This window comes from Sphingobium sp. B2D3A (genome assembly GCF_025961795.1).
Taxonomy (GTDB): Bacteria; Pseudomonadota; Alphaproteobacteria; order Sphingomonadales; family Sphingomonadaceae; genus Sphingobium.
In genome coordinates this window covers 1451284-1470189 of the sequence record NZ_JAOQOI010000001.1, presented here as the reverse complement: position 1 = coordinate 1470189, position 18906 = coordinate 1451284, and the positions used below count along the sequence as shown (strand labels likewise).

Annotated in this window: 17 protein-coding genes; all 17 read right to left on the bottom strand. The window is 66.8% G+C overall.

Annotated features, from left to right (window positions below; translation table 11 throughout):
* Window positions 1–28: 28 nt before the first annotated feature.
* Window positions 29–1288 carry a cell division protein FtsA gene (gene ftsA / locus M2337_RS06810; protein ID WP_264569595.1) on the bottom strand — a complete coding sequence of 420 codons (1260 nt, stop codon included), beginning with the start codon at window positions 1286–1288 and terminating at the stop codon, window positions 29–31.
* A 2-nt stretch (window positions 1289–1290) separates the two neighbouring features.
* Window positions 1291–2253 (bottom strand): cell division protein FtsQ/DivIB, encoded by a 963-nt coding sequence (locus M2337_RS06805; protein WP_264569594.1) that lies wholly within the window; start codon window positions 2251–2253, stop codon window positions 1291–1293.
* On the bottom strand, window positions 2250–3212 hold the full coding sequence (locus M2337_RS06800; protein WP_181558868.1) for a D-alanine--D-alanine ligase: 963 nt from the start codon (window positions 3210–3212) through the stop codon (window positions 2250–2252). Before M2337_RS06800 ends, M2337_RS06805 begins: the two co-directional genes overlap by 4 nt.
* A complete protein-coding gene (murB, locus tag M2337_RS06795) occupies window positions 3209–4153 on the bottom strand; it encodes a UDP-N-acetylmuramate dehydrogenase (protein WP_264569593.1) in 945 nt (314 codons plus the stop codon). Before murB ends, M2337_RS06800 begins: the two co-directional genes overlap by 4 nt.
* On the bottom strand, window positions 4153–4386 hold the full coding sequence (locus tag M2337_RS06790; RefSeq protein ID WP_181558866.1) for a hypothetical protein: 234 nt from the start codon (window positions 4384–4386) through the stop codon (window positions 4153–4155). The genes murB and M2337_RS06790 overlap by 1 nt, the downstream gene beginning before the upstream one ends.
* Window positions 4386–5813 carry a UDP-N-acetylmuramate--L-alanine ligase gene (gene murC / locus M2337_RS06785; protein WP_264569592.1) on the bottom strand — a complete coding sequence of 476 codons (1428 nt, stop codon included), beginning with the start codon at window positions 5811–5813 and terminating at the stop codon, window positions 4386–4388. The genes M2337_RS06790 and murC overlap by 1 nt, the downstream gene beginning before the upstream one ends.
* On the bottom strand, window positions 5810–6976 hold the full coding sequence (gene murG / locus M2337_RS06780) for an undecaprenyldiphospho-muramoylpentapeptide beta-N-acetylglucosaminyltransferase (protein WP_264588590.1): 1167 nt from the start codon (window positions 6974–6976) through the stop codon (window positions 5810–5812). Before murG ends, murC begins: the two co-directional genes overlap by 4 nt.
* Window positions 6973–8133: a putative lipid II flippase FtsW gene (gene ftsW, locus M2337_RS06775; RefSeq protein ID WP_264572369.1), complete on the bottom strand. Its 1161-nt coding sequence runs from the start codon at window positions 8131–8133 to the stop codon at window positions 6973–6975. The genes murG and ftsW overlap by 4 nt, the downstream gene beginning before the upstream one ends.
* A gap of 113 nt (window positions 8134–8246) precedes the next feature.
* Window positions 8247–9581 carry a UDP-N-acetylmuramoyl-L-alanine--D-glutamate ligase gene (gene murD / locus M2337_RS06770; protein WP_264572202.1) on the bottom strand — a complete coding sequence of 445 codons (1335 nt, stop codon included), beginning with the start codon at window positions 9579–9581 and terminating at the stop codon, window positions 8247–8249.
* A complete protein-coding gene (mraY, locus tag M2337_RS06765; protein WP_264572201.1) occupies window positions 9578–10648 on the bottom strand; it encodes a phospho-N-acetylmuramoyl-pentapeptide-transferase in 1071 nt (356 codons plus the stop codon). The genes murD and mraY overlap by 4 nt, the downstream gene beginning before the upstream one ends.
* Entirely contained in the window at window positions 10648–12027 is a 1380-nt protein-coding gene (locus tag M2337_RS06760) for a UDP-N-acetylmuramoyl-tripeptide--D-alanyl-D-alanine ligase (protein WP_413716229.1), read from the bottom strand. The genes mraY and M2337_RS06760 overlap by 1 nt, the downstream gene beginning before the upstream one ends.
* Window positions 12024–13451 carry a UDP-N-acetylmuramoyl-L-alanyl-D-glutamate--2,6-diaminopimelate ligase gene (locus tag M2337_RS06755; RefSeq protein ID WP_413716248.1) on the bottom strand — a complete coding sequence of 476 codons (1428 nt, stop codon included), beginning with the start codon at window positions 13449–13451 and terminating at the stop codon, window positions 12024–12026. The genes M2337_RS06760 and M2337_RS06755 overlap by 4 nt, the downstream gene beginning before the upstream one ends.
* A complete protein-coding gene (locus tag M2337_RS06750) occupies window positions 13451–15205 on the bottom strand; it encodes a peptidoglycan D,D-transpeptidase FtsI family protein (protein WP_264572198.1) in 1755 nt (584 codons plus the stop codon). The genes M2337_RS06755 and M2337_RS06750 overlap by 1 nt, the downstream gene beginning before the upstream one ends.
* The gene (locus M2337_RS06745) at window positions 15205–15840 is read right to left on the bottom strand and encodes a colicin transporter (RefSeq protein WP_264572197.1); all 636 of its coding nucleotides are present in this window, start codon (window positions 15838–15840) and stop codon (window positions 15205–15207) included. Before M2337_RS06745 ends, M2337_RS06750 begins: the two co-directional genes overlap by 1 nt.
* Complete coding sequence (gene rsmH, locus M2337_RS06740; protein WP_264572196.1) at window positions 15837–16817, bottom strand: 16S rRNA (cytosine(1402)-N(4))-methyltransferase RsmH; 981 nt, start codon at window positions 16815–16817, stop codon at window positions 15837–15839. The genes M2337_RS06745 and rsmH overlap by 4 nt, the downstream gene beginning before the upstream one ends.
* Window positions 16817–17314 carry a division/cell wall cluster transcriptional repressor MraZ gene (locus tag M2337_RS06735; RefSeq protein ID WP_264572195.1) on the bottom strand — a complete coding sequence of 166 codons (498 nt, stop codon included), beginning with the start codon at window positions 17312–17314 and terminating at the stop codon, window positions 16817–16819. Before M2337_RS06735 ends, rsmH begins: the two co-directional genes overlap by 1 nt.
* Before the next feature lie 179 nt (window positions 17315–17493).
* Window positions 17494–18891 carry a GldG family protein gene (locus M2337_RS06730; RefSeq protein WP_264572194.1) on the bottom strand — a complete coding sequence of 466 codons (1398 nt, stop codon included), beginning with the start codon at window positions 18889–18891 and terminating at the stop codon, window positions 17494–17496.
* Window positions 18892–18906 lie beyond the last annotated feature (15 nt).

Here is an 18906-nt window from a genome sequence, read left to right as displayed (position 1 = left end):
CTCATCCACAATATGTTGCGGCCTGACCCTAATAGCCGGCGCGCAGCGCCGCGATCAGCCGCTGGACGACCGCTCCGCCGCGCGTCGTGTGGACGCGCTGCTCACGCAAAGGCCGCTGCAGCAGATCCTGCCGCTCCTTCGATGCATAGAGCGCGAGGCCGGCCAGCGTTGCGAAAGCCGGGCCACGATGCGCCTCGGGCATGGCATCGAGCAGCTTGGGCCGGCCGATCCGCACGGCGCGCCCGAGCGCGGTCTGCGCGTAATCCGCCATGCCCTTGAGCTCCGCGCCGCCGCCAGTCAGCACGACCTGGCGCCCGACCGGCGAGTGGAAGCCCATCTCGCCCAGTGCCTTGTTGACCTCCGCCATCAGCCGGTTCAGCCGCTCGCAAATCACCCCGACCAGTTCGGCGCGAGTCACGCGGCGCGCTTCGGTCTGCTCGGCGCTGCTGGCGGCGGGCGCGATCTCGATGATCTCACGAAAATCCCGGCGCGACTGCATGGCCGAGCCGTAAAAGCACTTCATCCGCTCGGCCTGACTGCGGCGAATGCCGAAGGCGGAGGCGATATCGTCCGTCACGTCCGCCGCACCGATAGGGATGGATTTGAAGCCCACCAGCATGCCGCCAATGTGCAGCGAGACATTGGTGACGCCCGCGCCGAGCTCGACCAAGGCAACGCCAAGATCGCGCTCTTCGTCGGAGAGGCAGGCCGCAGCCGTGGCGACCGGCGCGGCGATGATGCTCTGCACATCGAGATAGGCGCCGCGCACGCTCGTCTCGAGGTTCCGCAACGGCGCGCTATCCGCCAGCACCACATGAATATCGACGCCGAGCTGATCGGCATGAAGCCCCATCGGCCGCGCGACGCCGCGCATCCCGTCGATGGTGTAGAGCGTCGGCTGCGCCTGCAGGATGACCCGGCCGCCCGGATCGATCCGCTCACGCGCCTGATCGTACAGGCTCTCGATATCGGCCTGCTCGATCCGCCGACCGCCGACATTGATCTCGACCGGCTCGACCTTGCTCTCGATGCTGCCGCCGGAGAAGCTCAGAATGACCTTCTCGATATTGGTGCCGGCGACCTTCTCGGCCTGCTCGACCGTCTCGCGCACGGCCAGTTCGGTCCGCTCCATGTCGACCACAAAGCCCCGGCGCACGCCCCGGCTCTCGCGCTGACCGGTGCCCAGCACCGCCAGCGTGCCGTCCTCCTGCTTGCGCGCGATTAGCGCCGACACCTTCCAGGTGCCGATGTCGATCGCGGTAATCAGCCCATCATTGCGCGCCGCCATGCTTAGCCCTCCCCACCCGATGCAGAGGTCGTCGATCGATCCTTCTCGCCGGACGTCACGACAGCCGAATCCTTCGCCGACGTTACCGCCGGCGCTTCATCCTCTTTCTTGCCCGGCGGCAGGCGCAGCACGAACCGCGCGGGATCGCGCATGTCGAACCGCAGCACCCCGCGCCCGAGCAGCCGGTCCACGCCATCCATGCGCGCGAAGTTGACCAGTGCAGCAGCCGCGTCGGCATCGCCCTCGGGGAGCATCAGTTGCTCACCCGACTGAAAGCGCAGATCCCAGCGGCGGCCGCCAACCCAAGTCGCGCCGGCGAGCATCGGCTTGAGGGCCGGCGCGGCGTTCATCAGTTCGGCCAGCGCCTTGGTCCGCTTGTTGGCATCCGGCCCCACCACCAGGGGCAGATCGGGCAAGGCATTGGCCTCAACCGGGCCGAGCGCGACGCCGGCGGCGTCCACCAGCATCAATTGCCCGCCATTCTGCCAGACCGCAGCCGGTTGCCGCTCGACCACATCGACGATCAGCGCATCGGGCAGGCGGCGGGAAATCCGCGCCTCCTTCACCCAGCCCAGCCGCATGACCTCGTTGCGCAGATTGTCGAGATCGACTGCCAGCATCGAGCGCTCGACATATTTCACGGCGATGTCGGAGACCTGCATCTCGTCCATGCGCTCGAGCCCGCGCACCTCGATCTTGGCGACGGCAAAGCCCGCGCGCCCGGCCAAATCGTTCACCTCGGCGCGCAGCATCGCCGGCAAGCCCATGAAGCTGGCGGTGACCCACAGCAGGATGAAAAGGACCAGGCCGATCCCCCAGGTCATCAACCGATTGATCTGCGCCGGACTGAGCGGAACATAGTCGAGCAGCTTGTCCAGATTGCTCCTCGCCCGCCGCGGCTTGCGGCCGGCCCGGCCGCTCCGCGCGCCGCTCGCCGATCCGCGCTTGATCGTCGCGCTGTTCATTGCTTCCCTCCACGGTCCGCCAGAGCCTCGGCGATGATACTCTCTACGAGTTCGCCGTAGCTCATGCCCAAATATTTCGCCTGCTCCGGCACCAGGCTCAACGCCGTCATGCCGGGCTGCGTATTCACTTCCAGCAGATACAGGCCATCGAGCCCGCGCTCGTCATCCCAGCGGAAGTCCGAGCGCGATGTGCCCTTGCAGCCCAGCAGACGATGCGCCCGCAGCGCGATGTCCATCATCGCGGCGGCCATCTCGGCCGGAACGGGCGCCGGGCAGATATGGTCAGTCAGGCCATCGGTATATTTCGCGTCATAATCGTAGAAGCCGCTTTTGGGGCGCAGCTCCGTCACCGCAAGCGCCCGGTCGCCGAGCACGGCGACGGTCAGCTCACGGCCGCGAATGAACGGCTCGGCCAGCAGTTGGTCGAAATCCTGCCACGGCCCCACCGCATCGCGCGCGATCGGGTTGCCGTAATTGCCCTCTTCCGTGACGATGGCGACGCCGACCGACGAGCCTTCATTGACCGGCTTGAGCACATAGGGGCGCGGCAGGGGATCGCCTGCGAACAGGCTCTCGCATTCGACGATATGGCCGCCGGGCATCGGGATGCCATGGGGCACGAGATGCTGCTTGGTGAGCTGCTTGTCGATGGCGATGACCGAGGTTGCCAGACCGCTATGGGTGTAGGCGAACCCCATGATGTCCATCAGCCCCTGCACGGTGCCGTCTTCGCCCGGCACGCCATGCAGGGCATTGAACACGATGTCGGGATTGGCCGCGATGAGCTTGGCCGGAAAATCGCGGCCCTCCGCCCGGGTCGCGCCCAGATCGATGGGCACGACCTCATGGCCGCGCTCTTCCAGCGCCTGGATGATGCCTTTCGCGCTCGACAGCGAGACATGCCGCTCTGCGGCCCAGCCACCCATGAGCACGGCGACCTTGAGACGCTTGATGCTCATTGTCCCTGCTCCTGCGCCGAACGCCCCACGCGCTGAATCTCCCATTCCAGGGTTATGCCACTCTCTGCCTGCACGCGCCGGCGTACCTCTTCGCCAAGGGACTCGATGTCCGCGCTGGTCGCGCCGCCGGTGTTGATGAGGAAATTGGTGTGCTTCTCGCTCACTTGCGCGCCACCGAGGCTGAGGCCCCGGCAGCCGGCCCGGTCGACCAGCGCCCAGGCCTTTTCGCCCGGCGGATTCTTGAAGGTCGATCCGCCCGTCTTGCTGCGCAGCGGCTGCGATTCTTCCCGCGCGGTCGCGATCCGGTCCATTTCCGCCTGAATGGCGGCCGGCTCAGCCGGAACGCCACGGAATGTCGCCGCGATCACCACTGCACCCTCGGGCAGCGTCGAATGCCGATAGGTGAAGCCGAGCGCATCCAGCGGCAGAACAATCTGCTCGCCGGATCGCAGGATGACCTCGGCCTCGACCAGAATGTCCTTCACCTCGCGTCCATAAGCGCCGCCATTCATGCGCACGAAGCCGCCGACCGTGCCCGGAATGGAGCGGAGGAACTCAAGCCCGCCAATGCCCGCATCGCGTGCGGTGGAGGAGACCAGAATGCCAGACGCGCCCCCGCCGCACCGCAGCGTCTGCGGCGCGCTCTGGTCTACGCGCGCGAAGGCTTTGCCGAGCCGAACCACCACGCCGGGCACGCCGCCATCGCGAACGATCATGTTAGACCCAAGGCCCAGCGCCATCACCGGCACCGAGAGATCCAGCGCCGAGAGGAATTGCGCGAGGTCATCCGCATCCGCCGGCTCGAACAGCCAATCCGCCGCACCGCCTGCCTTGAACCACACCAACGGCGCGAGCGGCGCACCGCGCGTCAGCTTGCCCCGCACGGCAATACCGTCCGGGCTCAGCTGTCGATCGACGTTCACGGAAGCGGCGGGATGCATCAGGAGCGACCGCTCCACCAGCTGGACCAACGCCCGATCAGATCGGCCTGCGCCTTGCCGGCACGGTTCATGGCTTCACCCATGTCGAGCGCCGCCTGCCCCATGCCCTTCGGCCCCATGGCGGCATGGCTCTCGACGGCGTCGATCATCTCGCGCGCCATGTCGAGGCTCTTGCCATGCACCTCGATCATGCGCTCCTGCATCTCCAGGCCGATGCGCATCAGCTCCCACATCAGCCGCGCCCCTCGCCCGATGCCGCGATGGCCGGCGCCAGACCAGCCGCCCATTTGGTGATGTCGCCCGCGCCGAGGCAGACGATCATGTCATCGGCCTTCAGATCCGCGGCGAGGGCCGCGGCGAGCGCATCGGCATCGCCGATGGTCTGCGCCGCGCGATGGCCGCGACGCTTGAGGCCGGCGACCAGCGCATCGGCATCCACGCCCTCGATGGGCTGCTCGCCAGCCGGGTAGACGGGCGAGACATAGACCATGTCGGCATCGTTGAAGGATTGCTGGAACTCGTCCATCAGATCGCGCAGCCGCGTGAAGCGGTGGGGCTGCACCACGGCGATCACCCGGCCCCGCGCACCCTCGCGGGCCGCCGCGAGAACCGCGCGGATTTCGACCGGGTGGTGGCCATAATCATCGATGACGACGGCCTTGCCGCCGCCCGTCTCGATCTCGCCCACCTTGGTGAAGCGCCGCTTGACGCCGCCGAAGCTGGCGAAGCCGGTCTGGATGGTCGCATCCTCAATGCCCATCTGCAGGGCGACGCCAATGGAGGCCATGGCATTCAGCACATTGTGCCGGCCCGGCATCGGCATGGTGATGTCGGCAATGCGTCGCGTCGAGCCATCACGCTCGCGGATCTGCACATCGAACATATTGCCGCCTGGAACGGGCCGGACATTCTCGCCGCGCAGGTCGGCCTGTGCGGAGAAGCCATAGGTCACGATCCGCCGATCCTGCACGCGCGGCAGGATCGCCTGCACTTCCGGGTGATCCAGGCAGAGCATGGCCGCGCCGTAGAAGGGCACATTCTCGACAAACTCGACGAACGCGTCCTTCACCGCATCGAACGAGCCATAATGATCGAGATGCTCGGGATCGATGTTGGTGACGACGGCATAGGTGCCGTCCAGCCGCAGGAAGCTGCCATCGCTCTCATCGGCCTCGACCACCATCCAGTCGCTGTTGCCGAGGCGCGCGTTGGAGCCATAGCTGTTGATGATGCCGCCATTGATGACGGTGGGGTCGATGCCGCCGGCATCGAGCAGCGCGGCGATCATCGAGGTCGTCGTCGTCTTGCCGTGCGTGCCCGCCACCGCGACGGTGGATTTGAGCCGCATCAGTTCGGCCAGCATCTCGGCGCGGCGGATGACCGGCACGCGGTTCTCCAGCGCCAGTTCCACTTCCGGGTTGCCGCGCTTGATCGCGGTGGAGGTCACCACCACGGCGGCATCGCCCAGATTCTCGGCCTTGTGGCCGATCATCACATTGATGCCGAGATCGCGCAGATGCTGGATGACATAGCCTTCCGACATGTCGCTGCCCTGCACGCTGTAACCCATATTGTGCATCACCTCAGCGATGCCGGACATGCCGATGCCGCCGATACCGATGAAATGGATCGTGCCGATATCCGTGCCGACGCCCTTCATGCGCCCGCTCCCGCGAGGCCGGCCATGCGCGGCGCTTCTGCGGCCCGCACGGTGTCGATGGTCTGCGGCGCGGGGCCGAAGCTCTCGATGAGATCGCACATGTCCTTCACCGCATCCGGGCGACCGCAACGATGCGCGCGCTTGGCGGCGTTCTGGAGCGCGCCCGGTTCCATTGCCAGCTTCTGCATCTGGCGCGCCAGTTCGGCGGGCGTGAACTTGCTCTGGTCGATCGCGCGGGCCCCGCCCGCATTCACCATCTCGAGGACATTGTAGGCTTGGTGGTTATCCATGGCACTCGGCAAAGGTATGAGGATGGCGGGGCGCCCCGCGGCGGTAAGTTCGGCAATGGTCGAGGCGCCGGCGCGCCCGATCACGAGGTGCGACCAGGCGAGCTTGGTCGGCATATCCTCGATATAGGTCGCCAGATCGGCGGGAATTTCCATCTCCGCATAGAGCGCGCGGACCTGCTCGATGTCCTCGGGCCGGCATTGCTGGGTGACCTGCAAGCGCCGCCGCAGGCTGATCGGCAACATGCCAAGCCCGGCCGGCACCACTTGCGAGAGGATCGATGCCCCCTGGCTGCCGCCAGTGACCAGCAGGCGCAGCACGCTCTCATCTGAGAAGACCGGGAACGGCTCGTCGCGCAGGGCCAGAACGGACTCCCGCACCGGATTGCCGACCAGATAGGTCTTGTCCACATGGCGTGTGGCCAGACGCTTCACATCGGGATAAGCGGTCGCGATCGCAGCGACCTTGCGGGCGACCAGCCGGTTGACGCGGCCGAGCACCGCGTTCTGCTCATGCACGATCGCCGGTATGCCTTCCGCAAAGGCGCCAAGCATCGCCGGCAGCGCCGGATAGCCGCCGAAGCCCACCACGGCGGCCGGCTCGAAGGTCGAATAAAGCTGCCGGGCCATGGCGCGCCCTTCGAGAATGGCCTTGAAGCCCCTGATCCAACCAGAAATACCGCCGGACATGCGGCCGGCCGGCAGCACATGCGTCTGCACATCCTCGAACAGGCCCGGAATCTTGGCGCCGCGCTCGTCGGTAATCAGGGCGACGCGGTGACCCCGCGCCATAAGCTCCTGCGCGATGGCGTGGGCGGGGACCATGTGCCCACCGGTGCCACCGGCAGCCAGAACATAATGCCGAAAAAGGCTCATCGCCCGCTCCATGTGACGACGTAGGGGGAGCGCGACATATACGGGTTCCGCCGGGTGAAGGCCAGCAGCAGGCCAATGCCCGAGCACAAGGCAATCATCGACGAGCCGCCATAGCTGATGAATGGCAGCGTCATGCCCTTGGAGGGGAAGATGTGAATGTTCACGCCCATGTTGATGACGGCCTGCACGCCCATCACGAAGACAAGGCCGGAGGTTGCCATGACGATGAATGGATCTTCCTCATCCAGCAGCCGCAGCAGGACCCGCACGATGATGGCAAGATAGACGAGCGCGATGGCGATGCAGGCGATCAAGCCGAACTCCTCGCCGATCACCGAGAAGATGTAGTCGGTGTGCGCCTCGGGCAGATTGAACTTGGCGGTGCCGCCGCCGGGACCAACGCCGGTCAGGCCGCCGCGCGTGATGGTCGCATAAGCCAGCTGCACCTGATCCGGCCCCGCCGCCGGATCGACGACCGGGTTAAGGAAGGAATCAATGCGCTCGCGGCCATTGTCGTAGAAGAGATAGGTCAGTACGAAAAGGCCGAGGCCGCCGCACGCAAAGCCCGAGAGGAGCTTGATCGAGGCACCGCCCACCAGCAGCAGCGCGCCCCAGCAGGCCACGAAAATGACCGTCTGGCCAAAGTCCGGTTGCCGCATGAGCAGGAGGGCGACGATGCCGGTCAACATGCCCGTCAGCGGGATTACCGGCAGCGAGGGATCACGCGCGCGCAGCGACAGCAGCCAGGCAATGGCGACGACGAAGAAGGGCTTGAGAAACTCCGAGGGCTGGAAGCGGAAGGCGCCGCTGCCCAGCCAGCGCGAGGCACCGTTCACGCTCGTCCCGATGATCGGCACCAGCACGAGCATCACCGCGAACAGCGCCGCCAGACCGACCGCCAAACGGCGGGCCTGGGTGCGCGGGAGCATGGAAATCACGATCATCAGCGGCAGACCAAGGCCGATCCACATGAGCTGGCGATAGAAGAAATAGAGGGGCGAGAGCGAGGCCGAATGGGTCGACAGCTTGGCCGCCGCCACGGGCGAGGCCGCCGCGACCGCCACCAGCCCGATCGCGATCAGCACAACGATCAGCCCGAGCAGCACTCGGTCGATCTCCCAAAACCAGATCGCCAGCGCGGTCCGCTCGCGCGGCATGGGCTTGCCGGGGCGGGCGCGCAAAGGAGACAAGGCGACATCGAGCGGCGGCGCGGTAACCGGCTTCGCCGCCTCGCCTTCGACCATGACTACGCCTTCGTCCCCGCGCTCGCTCATGCCCCTGCCCCCGTTTCTGCCCCTGCTTTATCGCGAAGCGCGGCCACGGCGGCCGCAAAGGCATCGCCCCGCGCCTCGAAATCCCGGAACTGATCGAATGACGCGCAGGCCGGCGAAAGCAGGACGATATCGCCCGGCTGCGCATGCGCGGCAGCCTCGGCCACGGCCGTCACCATCAACTCGCATTCGGTGACGGGCACGGGGGCCTCACCCAGCAGACGGGCAAACAGCGGCCCGGCCTCGCCGATGGTGTAGCCACGCGCGATGTTGGGGAAGCCCGCCGCGCACTCATCGAGCGAATCCGACTTGGCGAGACCGCCGAGAATCCAGTGGATGCGCGGCCGTCCGTCGACCGGCGGCCAGGCAGCAAGCGCTGGTGCGGTCGAGGCGGCGTTGGTCGCCTTGCTGTCGTTGACGAACAGCACGCCGTCGATCTCGGCCACGCGCTGCATGCGGTGCGGCAGGCTGACATAGCTGGCCAGCGCCTGCGCCGTCGTCTCGGGCGCGATGCCCAGCGCCTCTGCCACGGCCTTGGCGACCGCGACATTCTGCGCATTGTGCGGCCCCTGCAAGGCCGGCCAGCGGGACTGGTCCTTGGCCGCAACCGACTGGGCCGTCACGGGCACGGTCTGCGGCAGAGCATCGGCGATGCGCCGCGTCACCGCGTCGTCCACCGCGATGATCGCCGGATGATCGGGCGACTGCATGGCAAAGAGGCGCTGCTTGGAGGCGACATAGCCCTCAAAGCCATCATAGCGGTCGAGATGGTCTGGCGTGATGTTGAGCAGCACCGCCACGTCGCAATCGAGACTGAAGGTCAGGTCGATCTGATAGCTGGAAAGCTCCAGCACATAGACGCCGCCCTCCGGCAGCGGGGCCTGCGCGAGAATGGGCAGGCCGATATTCCCGCCCATGCGCGAGGGCAGCCCCGCCGTGCGCACGATGTGATCGATCAGCGCCGTGGTGGTCGATTTGCCGTTGGTGCCGGTGATGCCGACCACGCGATGCGCCGGCAGGCTCGACCGTGCCAGCGCGAACAGCTCGATGTCGCCGATGATCGGCACGCCGGCGGCGCGCGCGCGGCATGTCACCGGGTGACGGTTGAGCGGCACGCCCGGCGACACGACCAGCGCATCCAGCCCGGCCAGATCCATCTCCATCGGATCGCCCAGCTCGGCCTTGTCGGCCACCAGTGCCCGCGCATCCTCGCGCTGGTCCCAGGCGATGACATGAGCACCGCTGGCGGCCAGCGCGTCGACCGTGGCGAGGCCGGAGCGGGCCAGCCCCAGAACGGCATAGCGCTTGCCGGCAAAGGCGGTGGAAATGATCATCGCAGCTTCAAAGTCGCAAGACCGGCGAGCGCAAGCACGAAGGAGACGATCCAGAAGCGGATCACCACCGTGGATTCGGGCCAGCCAAGCTGCTCGAAATGATGATGGATGGGCGCCATGCGGAACACCCTTTTGCCAGTGCGCTTGTAGAAGAACACCTGAATGACGACCGACATCGCCTCCACCACGAAGATGCCGCCGATCACGGCGAGCACGATCTCGTGATGGGCCGCGACGGCGATCACGCCGATGGTGCCACCCAGCGCGAGGCTGCCGGTATCGCCCATGAACACCGCCGCCGGCGGCGCGTTGAACCACAGGAAGGCGAGGCATGCCCCGACAATCGCGCCGCACAGGATCACCAGATCGCCCGCGCCCGGCACATGGGGAATGCCGAGATAGGACGCATAGTCGGCGCGGCCGACAAGATAGACGATCAGCATGAAGGCCATCGACGCCACGATCACCGGCATGGAGGCCAGCCCGTCCAGCCCGTCCGTGAGGTTCACCGCATTACCGAAGGCGACGATGACGAAGGCGCCGAACAGATAATAAAGCGGCCCAAGGTCCAGCGCCCCGCCGCTCCAGAAAGGCAGATACAGCAAGGTGCCATTCTGGCTGACGATCAGCCAGGTGGCGAAACCGGCAATGCCGAATTCCGCCAGCAGGCGCGCCCGGGCGGAGAGGCCCTTGTGGCTCGCCTTGGTCACCTTGTCATAATCGTCCATGAAACCGATGGCGCCAAAGCCCAGCGTCACGATGAGGCAGGCCCAGATATAGACCGACGTGACGTTCATCCACAGCAGCACGGCGCTCGCCATGGCGGTGAGGATCATCAACCCGCCCATGGTCGGCGTGCCGCGCTTGACGAAGTGCGTCTGCGGCCCATCTTCTCGGATCGGCTGCCCCTTGCCCTGGCGGACGCGCAGCCAGCCGATGAAGCGGGGACCGATCACCAGCCCGATGATCAGCGCCGTCATGATCGCGGCGCCGGCCCGGAATGTGAGGTAGCGGACCAGGTTGAAGATGCCTGGGAAATTCAGTTGTTCAGCGAGCCAATAAAGCATCAGGCCACCTCGCTTGCTGCGAGCTGTTCGACAAGTCGCGAAAGTCCGACACTGTTGGACCCCTTGACCAGCATCACATCACCGCTTTTGACCGTTAAGCGTGCGAATTCAACGGCCTGATCGACATTTGCGACATGCTCGACGGAAATTTCGCTGGCCAGAGCATCGGCGAGCGGTGCCATTTCCTCGCCGACCAGAAGCGCCACATCCACCTTCGCATCGCGAATGGCCTGCGCCAGCCCGGCGTGAAGCGGCGCGGACTGGTCGCCAAGCTCCTTCATCGCGCCCAGTATCGCGATCCGCCGCTGCGCGCGCTCCTCGCCAAGCTGGGCCAATGTGGCGGCCATGGAGGCGGGATTGGCGTTATAGGCTTCATCGATGATCAAGGCCTCGCCACCGTCCGCGGTTGCGATGGGGCGGCGCGCGCCCCGGCCCGGCAGCCCGGTCATTTCCGCCAGCGCAAGCCCGGCCTGCGCCAGATCGCCACCGGCGGCCTCGACCACGGCCAGCACGCCCAGCGCATTGCTGACCCAGTGGCGACCGGGCATTCCGACCACCAGACTGAGGCGCGCCGCGCGGGTCTGCACGGTGATGCGGGTGCCGGCAGCGCCCACGGACATTTCGTCGATTAGTCGAACATCCGCCCCGGCATCGCGCCCGAAGGTGACAACTTGCCCGGCGTGACGACGGGCGTGGTCTGTCAGCAGCGGCGCATGGGGCGAGTCGGCGGGGATGACCGCTGTGCCACCCTCGACAAGGCCTTCGAATATCTCCGCCTTGGCCAGCGCGATCTTCTCTTCCGTCCCGAAATATTCGATGTGCGCGGGCGCAATCGTCGTGACGATGGCGACATGTGGGCGGACGAGCGCGGTCAGCGCGCGCAGTTCGCCCTCATGGTTCATGCCCATCTCGAACACGCCATAACGTGCCTCGCGCGGCATCCGCGCCAGCGAGAGCGGCACGCCGACATGATTATTGTAGCTCTTGAGCGAACGATGGGCGGCGCCCTGGCTCATCCGGTCGAAGGCGGCGAACAGCGCTTCCTTGACGCCGGTCTTGCCGACCGACCCGGTGACGCCGATGATCTTTGCCGACGTCCGTTCGCGGGAGGCACGGCCAAGATCATCGAGGCCCTTCGCCGTGTCGGCGACGCGGACGCAAGGCCCCTGGACAGCCCGATCCACCAGCAGCCCTGCTGCGCCGGACGCCAGCGCCCCTGGAATATAGGCGTGACCATCCGCGCTCTCGCCATGCAGCGCGACGAAGAGATCGCCGGTCGCGACCTCCCGGCTATCGAACGCGACGCCGCTCACCGCGAAGGCCGTGGAGGCTGCCCCGCCGGTCGCTGCGGCAATCTCGTCGGAGGTCCACAAGCTCATGCAGCGCATTCCCGCGCCACGGTGACATCGTCGAACGGCAGCACGCGGTCGCCGATGATCTGGCCCTGCTCATGCCCCTTGCCGGCCAGCAGCACGATATCGTCCGGCCCCGCCTCGGCAATGGCAGCAGCGATGGCAGCCCGTCGCCCGCCAATCTCCCGCGCGCCCGGCGCGCCGGCCATGATCGCGGCGCGGATCACCTGCGGGTCTTCCCCGCGCGGATTGTCATCGGTGACGATCACGACATCGCTCAGGTCGCTGGCAACGCCGCCCATCAGCGGGCGCTTGCCGGCATCGCGATCCCCACCGGCGCCGAACACCGTGATGAGCCGACCGCGCACGTGCGGGCGCAGCGCCTCGATGGCCGCCCGCAGCCCGTCGGGCGTATGGGCATAATCGACATAAACCGGCGCACCCGCAGTGGTGATGACGGCGCGTTCCAGCCGGCCGCGCACCGGCTGCACGCGCGAGAGCAATCCCAGCACCGTCTTCAGCGCACCGCCGGTTGCGAGGACCAATCCGGCGGAAACCAGCGCATTGGCGGCCTGATAGGCGCCGATGAGCGGCAGATCGACCTTGTGCGTGGCGCCCTCCGCCTCGATCATAAGCGTCTGCCCGAGATGTGTCGGCGTTTGCGTCACCAGCCGCAGCGTCTCGCCGGCCGAACCGACGGTCATCAACTGCAAGCCCCGGCGACGCACATGCTCAATCACTTCGGCGGAGCGCTCGTCATCGGCCCAAATGACAGCGACGCCATCATCCGCGACAACCTCGTCGAACAGCCGCATCTTGGCCGCGAAATACATGTCCATGGTGCCGTGATAATCGAGATGATCGCGGCTCAGATTGGTGAAGGCGCCCGCCGCAACGCGCGGCCCCTCGGCACGATATTGGGCCAGCCCATGGCTCGACGCCTCATAGGCGACATGGTCGATGCCTTCCTTGGCGAGCCCGGCGAGATTGGAGAGGAAGGTCACCACGTCCGGGGTCGTGAGGCCGGTCGAAACCTGATCCACGGCGGTCGTCACGCCCAGCGTGCCGATGGACGCGGCGCCATGGCCCATCATGCGCCAAAGCTGCCGGGTGAGCTCGACCGTCGAGGTCTTGCCGTTGGTGCCGGTGACCGCGACCAGCGTCTGCGGATAAGGCGCGTAATAGCGCGCCGCGAGGCTCGCGAACAGGCGGCGCGGTTCCTCGGCGGCAATGTGAGGGACGCCGGCCACGCGCGCATCCGGCGCCGCGACGACAGCCACGGCGCCCGCAGCGATGGCGGCGTCGATGAAGTCCTCGCCGTTCACCCGCGCGCCGCGAAACGCGCCGAACACCGCGCCGGGCGCCACCTTGCGATGGTCCAGCGCGAAGCCGCTCACCTCGGCATCCTTGGCCGGATCAATCGAATCGGGCACGAGCGTGGAAAGGCGCATCATTCGGCCACCTCTTCGTCTTTGACCAACGGGGTCAGCTCAGAAATGTCGACGTCGCGGAACGCCTCGGGATAGACGCCCAGCAGCGGCGCGGCGCGCGACACGAAGGACTTCACCACCGGGGCCGCCGTATAAGCGGCCGTGCGGATGCCCGGGTAGCGGGCACTGCCCTGCGGCTCGTCCATCATGACGATGACGACGTAGCGCGGCGCTTCCATCGGGAAAGCCGCAGCGAAGGTGGAGACGAGCGAACGGCGGGCATAGCCGCCATCCTTGGGCTTCTCGGCCGTGCCCGTCTTGCCGCCGACGCGATAGCCTTCGGCATCCGCATTGCGCCCGGTGCCGGTCTGCACGATCATCCGCAGCAACTGACGCATCTTCGCGCTGGTCTGCTCGGAGAACACCCGGCGCGCGGCCACTTGTTCATTCGGCTTCCGCTTGAGAACGGTGGTGGGGTGCCAGATGCCGCCATTGACCAACGCGGCATAAGCGCTCGCCAAATGCATCGGCGTCACCGCGATGCCATGGCCATAAGCGGTCGTCATGATGGTCGTGCGATACCAGCGCGACGGGAACAGTGTGCCGGCCTGTTCGCGGAGCTCCACGGTGGCGGGACGGTCGAACTCAAGCGAGCGATAGGCAGCCTCAAGCGGCTTTTGCCCCATTTCATCGGCGATGCGGGCCGTGACAATGTTGCTGGAGTGCACCAGCGCTTCCGGCACCGTCAGCCAGCGGCCCAGGGGGTGGTCATCCTTGATAGTGAAGCGCCCGACGGGCAGCGGCGCCGTGGCATCATAGCGCTTGCTCATGCTGACGATGACACCCGCATCCATGGCGATGGCGAAGGACAGCGGCTTGAACGTCGAGCCGAGCTCGTAGCGCGCCTGAACCACGCGGTTGCAGCGCGGCGACATGTCGCAGGTGATCTGGCCCCGGCGCATTTGGCCGTCCGGGCCCATCACCATCGGCGCCTCGACCGGCATCAGGCGGTTGGGATTGAACGTGGGCAGAGACGCCATCGCGATCACTTCGCCATTTCGCGAATCCAGCACGATGCCAACGGCGCCCTTGGCGCTCTGCTCCGCCATGCCGAGCGAAAGTTCTTCCTCCAGCGCGGCCTGAACGCGGCTATCGATGGAGAGCTGCAGCGGCTGCCCGCGCGTCTTTTCGTCAGTCAGCCGGTCATCAAACGCGCGTTCGACGCCCATGGCACCGAACCCGTCGCGATTGACGAAACCGATAAGGTGCGCCGCCAGCGTGCGCTGCGGATACAGGCGCTCCGCCTCGCGCGGAAACTCGATGCCGATCTCGCCCAGCGCATTTACCGCGGCGACGTCGCGCGGGACGGCACGGGTGCGGAGGTAATTCCACTGCCCGCCCGAGGTCAGCTTGGCGTAGAAATCCGCTTCAGACTGGTCCGGGAAGATCGCGTGGAGCTTTTTGGCCAGATCGCGCGGATCGCCGAGCAGGCGGTCGCGGCGCACGGCAATGGCGTAGCCGTCGATATCGCGCGCCAGCGGTACGCCGTTGCGGTCGACAATATCAGCGCGCCCCGGAATCGGGATCGGGCTCGCCATGCGCTCCGCCTGGGTGCCGGCGTCGATGCCCATCCAGACCATTTTCGCCGCCATCACCATTGTGATCGCGGCGAAAATAAGCAGGAGGAGCATGATCCGGCCGTGGGCCACCGTGACCAGATCTGTCGGCTTCCGATTCTCGGAACGCGGCTCCGGCCGCGCCAAAATGGTGGCCATCAGGGCACCATGGCTTCACTTAGAGCCGGGCCGCCGAGCAGCTTCTTGTCGAGCAGGGCCAGCCGGGCTGCCTTGCGGGAGGCCGGATCGGGCTCGACAGTGCGGCGCGCCGCAGCCTCTGCCGGCGCGCGCGTTGCCGGCGCCGTTTTCGCCTTAGCCTCCGCCACGGGCGGCCGGGGCTCGGCAGCCGAGGCAGTGCGAATGAACGCGAATTCCGAGGCCACATCGGCGCCGCTGCGCGCTGCCGGCTTGTCGGGCGCTGCCGCGACCGGCGCAGGCGGGGTATTCTGGGCCATCGCGGTCATGACGGGCGGCGGGCTGTAGCCGCCGGTCACCGGTGCCATGCGGTCCAGATTGGCAAGCGCGCGCTCATTGGGCAGATATTGCGCGGGCGCCGGCACATACAGGCGCAGATCGCTGGTGTTCCAGGCATGGAGCTGACGCATGGTTGCCCGCGCACCGAATTCCGCCTCAAGATAGCGGATGTCCGCGCGGGTCCAGCGGATCTGGTCAATCGTATGCCGCACCGCGTTCCGCTCCGTCGCAACCTGCAGGCTGATCAGATAGGCGGCGAGCGCCCCCATGGCGACCACGAGAATCCACATGATGCTTTGCAAGCGCTTGATGGCGATCATGATCGTGCTCCCACAGATTGGTGCATGGCAGGGGCTTCAGTTCGGATGGCGCTACGCAGCGTTGCGGAGCGCGCACGGGGGTTGGACTTGAGTTCGGCATCGCCGGGGCGAACAGCGCGGGCGGGCTTCTGGAAGGTCGGCCGCACGGCGGATTTGACCTCCGGCCGGTGGCGCGAGCCGGCACCCTCCTGCCCGCTGCGCGTGCGGAGAAAATTCTTCACGATGCGATCTTCCAGGCTGTGGAAGGTCACCACCGCCAGCCGGCCACCCGGGCGCAACACGGCCTCGGCGGCATCCAGACCGCGCTCCAGCGCATCCAGCTCACCATTGAGATGAATGCGGATCGCCTGGAAGGTCCGCGTCGCCGGATCGGTCTTGTCGCCGGGCCGCTTGCCGAGCGCCTTGTGGACCGCGCCGACGAGATCGCCGATGGTCGCCAGCGGGCGCGCCGCCACGATGGCGCGCGCGACACGGCGCGACTGCCGCTCCTCGCCATAATGATAGAGGATGTCGGCCAGCTCGGTCTCATCGACGCGGTTGAGAAATTCGGCCGCCGTCTCGCCGGACTGGCTCATCCGCATATCCAGAGGGGCGTCCGGAAAGCGGAACGAGAAGCCGCGCCGCTCGCGATCGAGCTGCATCGAGGAGACGCCGATATCCAGCGTCACGCCATCCACGCTGTCGACACCGGCCTCAGCCAGCAGCCGTTCCATCTGCGCAAAATTGCCGGCGAGCAGCGTAATCGCGCCCTCACTGGCTGCGACGACCGCCTGCCCTTCGGCAATGGCGTCAGGATCCTGATCGATCGCGAAGACCCGCGCGCCGCGCGCGGCCATGGCGCGGCTGTACCCGCCGGCACCGAATGTGCCGTCGACATGACGCTCGCCAGGGGCAATGGCAAGCGCGTCCAGCACTTCGTCGAGCAGCACGGGGCGGTGCGGCTCGGCCGGCGGGTTCGCAAGGGAAGCCGCGCTCATCAGCGCTCCTCCCGTTTGGCCTTGAGCTCATCGAGGAAAGTTTCGCATTCCTCGATGGCAAGCAGGTTCGCCGAATTCTCGGCGAGGAAGCGCTCGGGGCTCCAAAGCTGGACGAGGCGACCGCCCCCGATAATGAAGAGCGCGTCGGTGATGCCGTACAACCGCCGAAAAGCCGGCGGCAGGGTGAACCTGCCGCCGGAGTCGATGGTAACGGTCTTGATGGTGCTCCAGAAGTTCGCGTCCGCCATTTCCGCGTCGAAATCCTCGCCACGGGTCATGGCGATGCGGGCGGCCTCGTCGAACTTGTTCTGAAAGAAATCGAGCTGTTTGCTGCCGAAAAGCGACACATATTTGCGGGTGGGGTCTGCCCGAACAAGCATGGTGCCGGGCTGGGTGCTGTGCTCATTCAGGACGGAGCGGAACGACATCGGCAGCGCGAAGCGCCCCTTGCCGTCCAGGGCACTGGCCCCGTTCCCCATGAAATAAGCCGATGACACCCCAACGAACTCCCTGCGCGGGGCACAGGCCTTCCCGCTCCGGAAAGCACCAAGCTGACCGGTTGATAGACTCGCGAAGATACGAGTGCCCCTAGGCCTGCGGTATTAGCAGTCCGCCCCCGGGGAGAAAAGGGAGAATCTTGGATAAAGTGGGAAATGATGGGAAAATCTTGGGCAGATTAGGGAGAAATGTCCTCCGTTTTTCTTATGTTCTCATTATGACCCGTTTTTGTCCGAAACATGAGCTGGGAAAAGCGGGGATTGCGCACCACCAGCGCCAGCAGGAGGGAAAGGACAAGCGCAGCGGCCAGCGCGAAGCGGAGACCCCGCACCAGAGCGGCCTCGTCCTTCACCCAACTCGTGAAAGTGCCGGCCGAGACCGGCTCGTTGCGCAGCCACGCGGCGAGAACGTCCGGCGCATCGCTGGTGCGCAGCGCGCGGTCGGCCCCATCCTGCGAGGCCAGCGTCCAGAGGCGGTCATCGATCCAGTCCGCATCCGCCACCAGCAGCGCCTGCCCTCTGCCCAATCGACAGGTCGCGATGAACCCCTGCTCGGCGGGCGTGCAGCCGGCTGTCGGTTCGCGCACCACGAAACGAGAGGCGCCTGCCACCTGCAGCAAGGCGCCTGACGCCAGGCTCCGCCGATCCGACGCCTCGCCCCCATGGCGATGGTTGTCGCTATTGGATTGCGCGCCGAACTCAGCCGCCTCCAGCCGCACACCCCAATGGGCCAGCAGCGGGTCGAGCAGACTTGTGAGTGGCGGCCGGCCGGGATGGACGAGCGGGCGCGGGTCCGGCCAGAGCAATAGCGGATCGGCCAGCACCACCGCGCGTCCACCCGCGCGCACCCAGCGGTCCAGCGCGACCAGTTCTTCGGGCGCCATCGCACGCGGCTGAGCCAGCAGCACGGCCTCGTGCCCGGCCAGGCTCTGGTTATTGAGCGCGTCCAGAGGGTGCAGGGCGACATGGAGGTCCAGCGCGCGCAGCAAGGGCGAGCGCAGGCCGATCGACTGCGCCGCCGGCAATCCATGGGCCGCACCCAGGGCGACATCGTGCAAGGGCAAGGCCGAGAACAAGGCGACGCTGGGCCGATCCCCGGCTGTGGCGGATTGGGAAGCCTTGCGTATGGCCGGCACGGCCCAGGTCACGACAAGCACAGCCCCTGCGCACAGCGCCAGCGCCGAACCCAGCCTTACCCGGCGGGAGCGTCCTGCGACCAAGGCCCACAGACTGCCGACAATGGCCAATCCCGCCGCAAGCGCAATCATGCCGGCCCAGGGCAGACGGACGGACGCCAACCCGATCAGGCACAGCGGCGGCAGCGAGACGACGGCCCACAGAGCCGCAACCGTCGGCCAGCGCAACCTTGCAGGAGCAGCCTCGGCGCGGTCACCCTGCCCGGCGCGGGCGGCGCGTGTCAGCAGGATGGCACCCAGAATGATCCCCGCAGCGCCCGGCCACAGCCAATCGAGCGGATCGAGCCGTCCGGTCCGCAGGCTGGTGCCGGTCAGCCCGAGCAGAAGCGACAGGATGGCAGGGGCAAGCGTCGCCGCCAGCAGCAAGGCAGTGCGGGGCATCGCGGCAACCGGGCG

Excerpts from the sequence above, each read along its gene's own strand:
- ftsW (WP_264572369.1), bottom strand. The coding sequence starts at position 8,133 with ATGCCGCGCGAGCGGACCGCGCTGGCGATCTGGTTTTGGGAGATCGAC.
- M2337_RS06745 (WP_264572197.1), bottom strand. The coding sequence starts at position 15,840 with ATGATCGCCATCAAGCGCTTGCAAAGCATCATGTGGATTCTCGTGGTC.
- M2337_RS06730 (WP_264572194.1), bottom strand. The coding sequence starts at position 18,891 with ATGCCCCGCACTGCCTTGCTGCTGGCGGCGACGCTTGCCCCTGCCATC.
- M2337_RS06790 (WP_181558866.1), bottom strand. The coding sequence starts at position 4,386 with ATGTGGGAGCTGATGCGCATCGGCCTGGAGATGCAGGAGCGCATGATC.
- M2337_RS06805 (WP_264569594.1), bottom strand. The coding sequence starts at position 2,253 with ATGAACAGCGCGACGATCAAGCGCGGATCGGCGAGCGGCGCGCGGAGC.
- M2337_RS06800 (WP_181558868.1), bottom strand. The coding sequence starts at position 3,212 with ATGAGCATCAAGCGTCTCAAGGTCGCCGTGCTCATGGGTGGCTGGGCC.
- murB (WP_264569593.1), bottom strand. The coding sequence starts at position 4,153 with ATGCATCCCGCCGCTTCCGTGAACGTCGATCGACAGCTGAGCCCGGAC.
- murD (WP_264572202.1), bottom strand. The coding sequence starts at position 9,581 with ATGATCATTTCCACCGCCTTTGCCGGCAAGCGCTATGCCGTTCTGGGG.
- mraY (WP_264572201.1), bottom strand. The coding sequence starts at position 10,648 with ATGCTTTATTGGCTCGCTGAACAACTGAATTTCCCAGGCATCTTCAAC.
- M2337_RS06760 (WP_413716229.1), bottom strand. The coding sequence starts at position 12,027 with ATGAGCTTGTGGACCTCCGACGAGATTGCCGCAGCGACCGGCGGGGCA.
- M2337_RS06755 (WP_413716248.1), bottom strand. The coding sequence starts at position 13,451 with ATGCGCCTTTCCACGCTCGTGCCCGATTCGATTGATCCGGCCAAGGAT.
- murG (WP_264588590.1), bottom strand. The coding sequence starts at position 6,976 with ATGAGCCTTTTTCGGCATTATGTTCTGGCTGCCGGTGGCACCGGTGGG.
- murC (WP_264569592.1), bottom strand. The coding sequence starts at position 5,813 with ATGAAGGGCGTCGGCACGGATATCGGCACGATCCATTTCATCGGTATC.
- ftsA (WP_264569595.1), bottom strand. The coding sequence starts at position 1,288 with ATGGCGGCGCGCAATGATGGGCTGATTACCGCGATCGACATCGGCACC.
- M2337_RS06750 (WP_264572198.1), bottom strand. The coding sequence starts at position 15,205 with ATGGCCACCATTTTGGCGCGGCCGGAGCCGCGTTCCGAGAATCGGAAG.
- rsmH (WP_264572196.1), bottom strand. The coding sequence starts at position 16,817 with ATGAGCGCGGCTTCCCTTGCGAACCCGCCGGCCGAGCCGCACCGCCCC.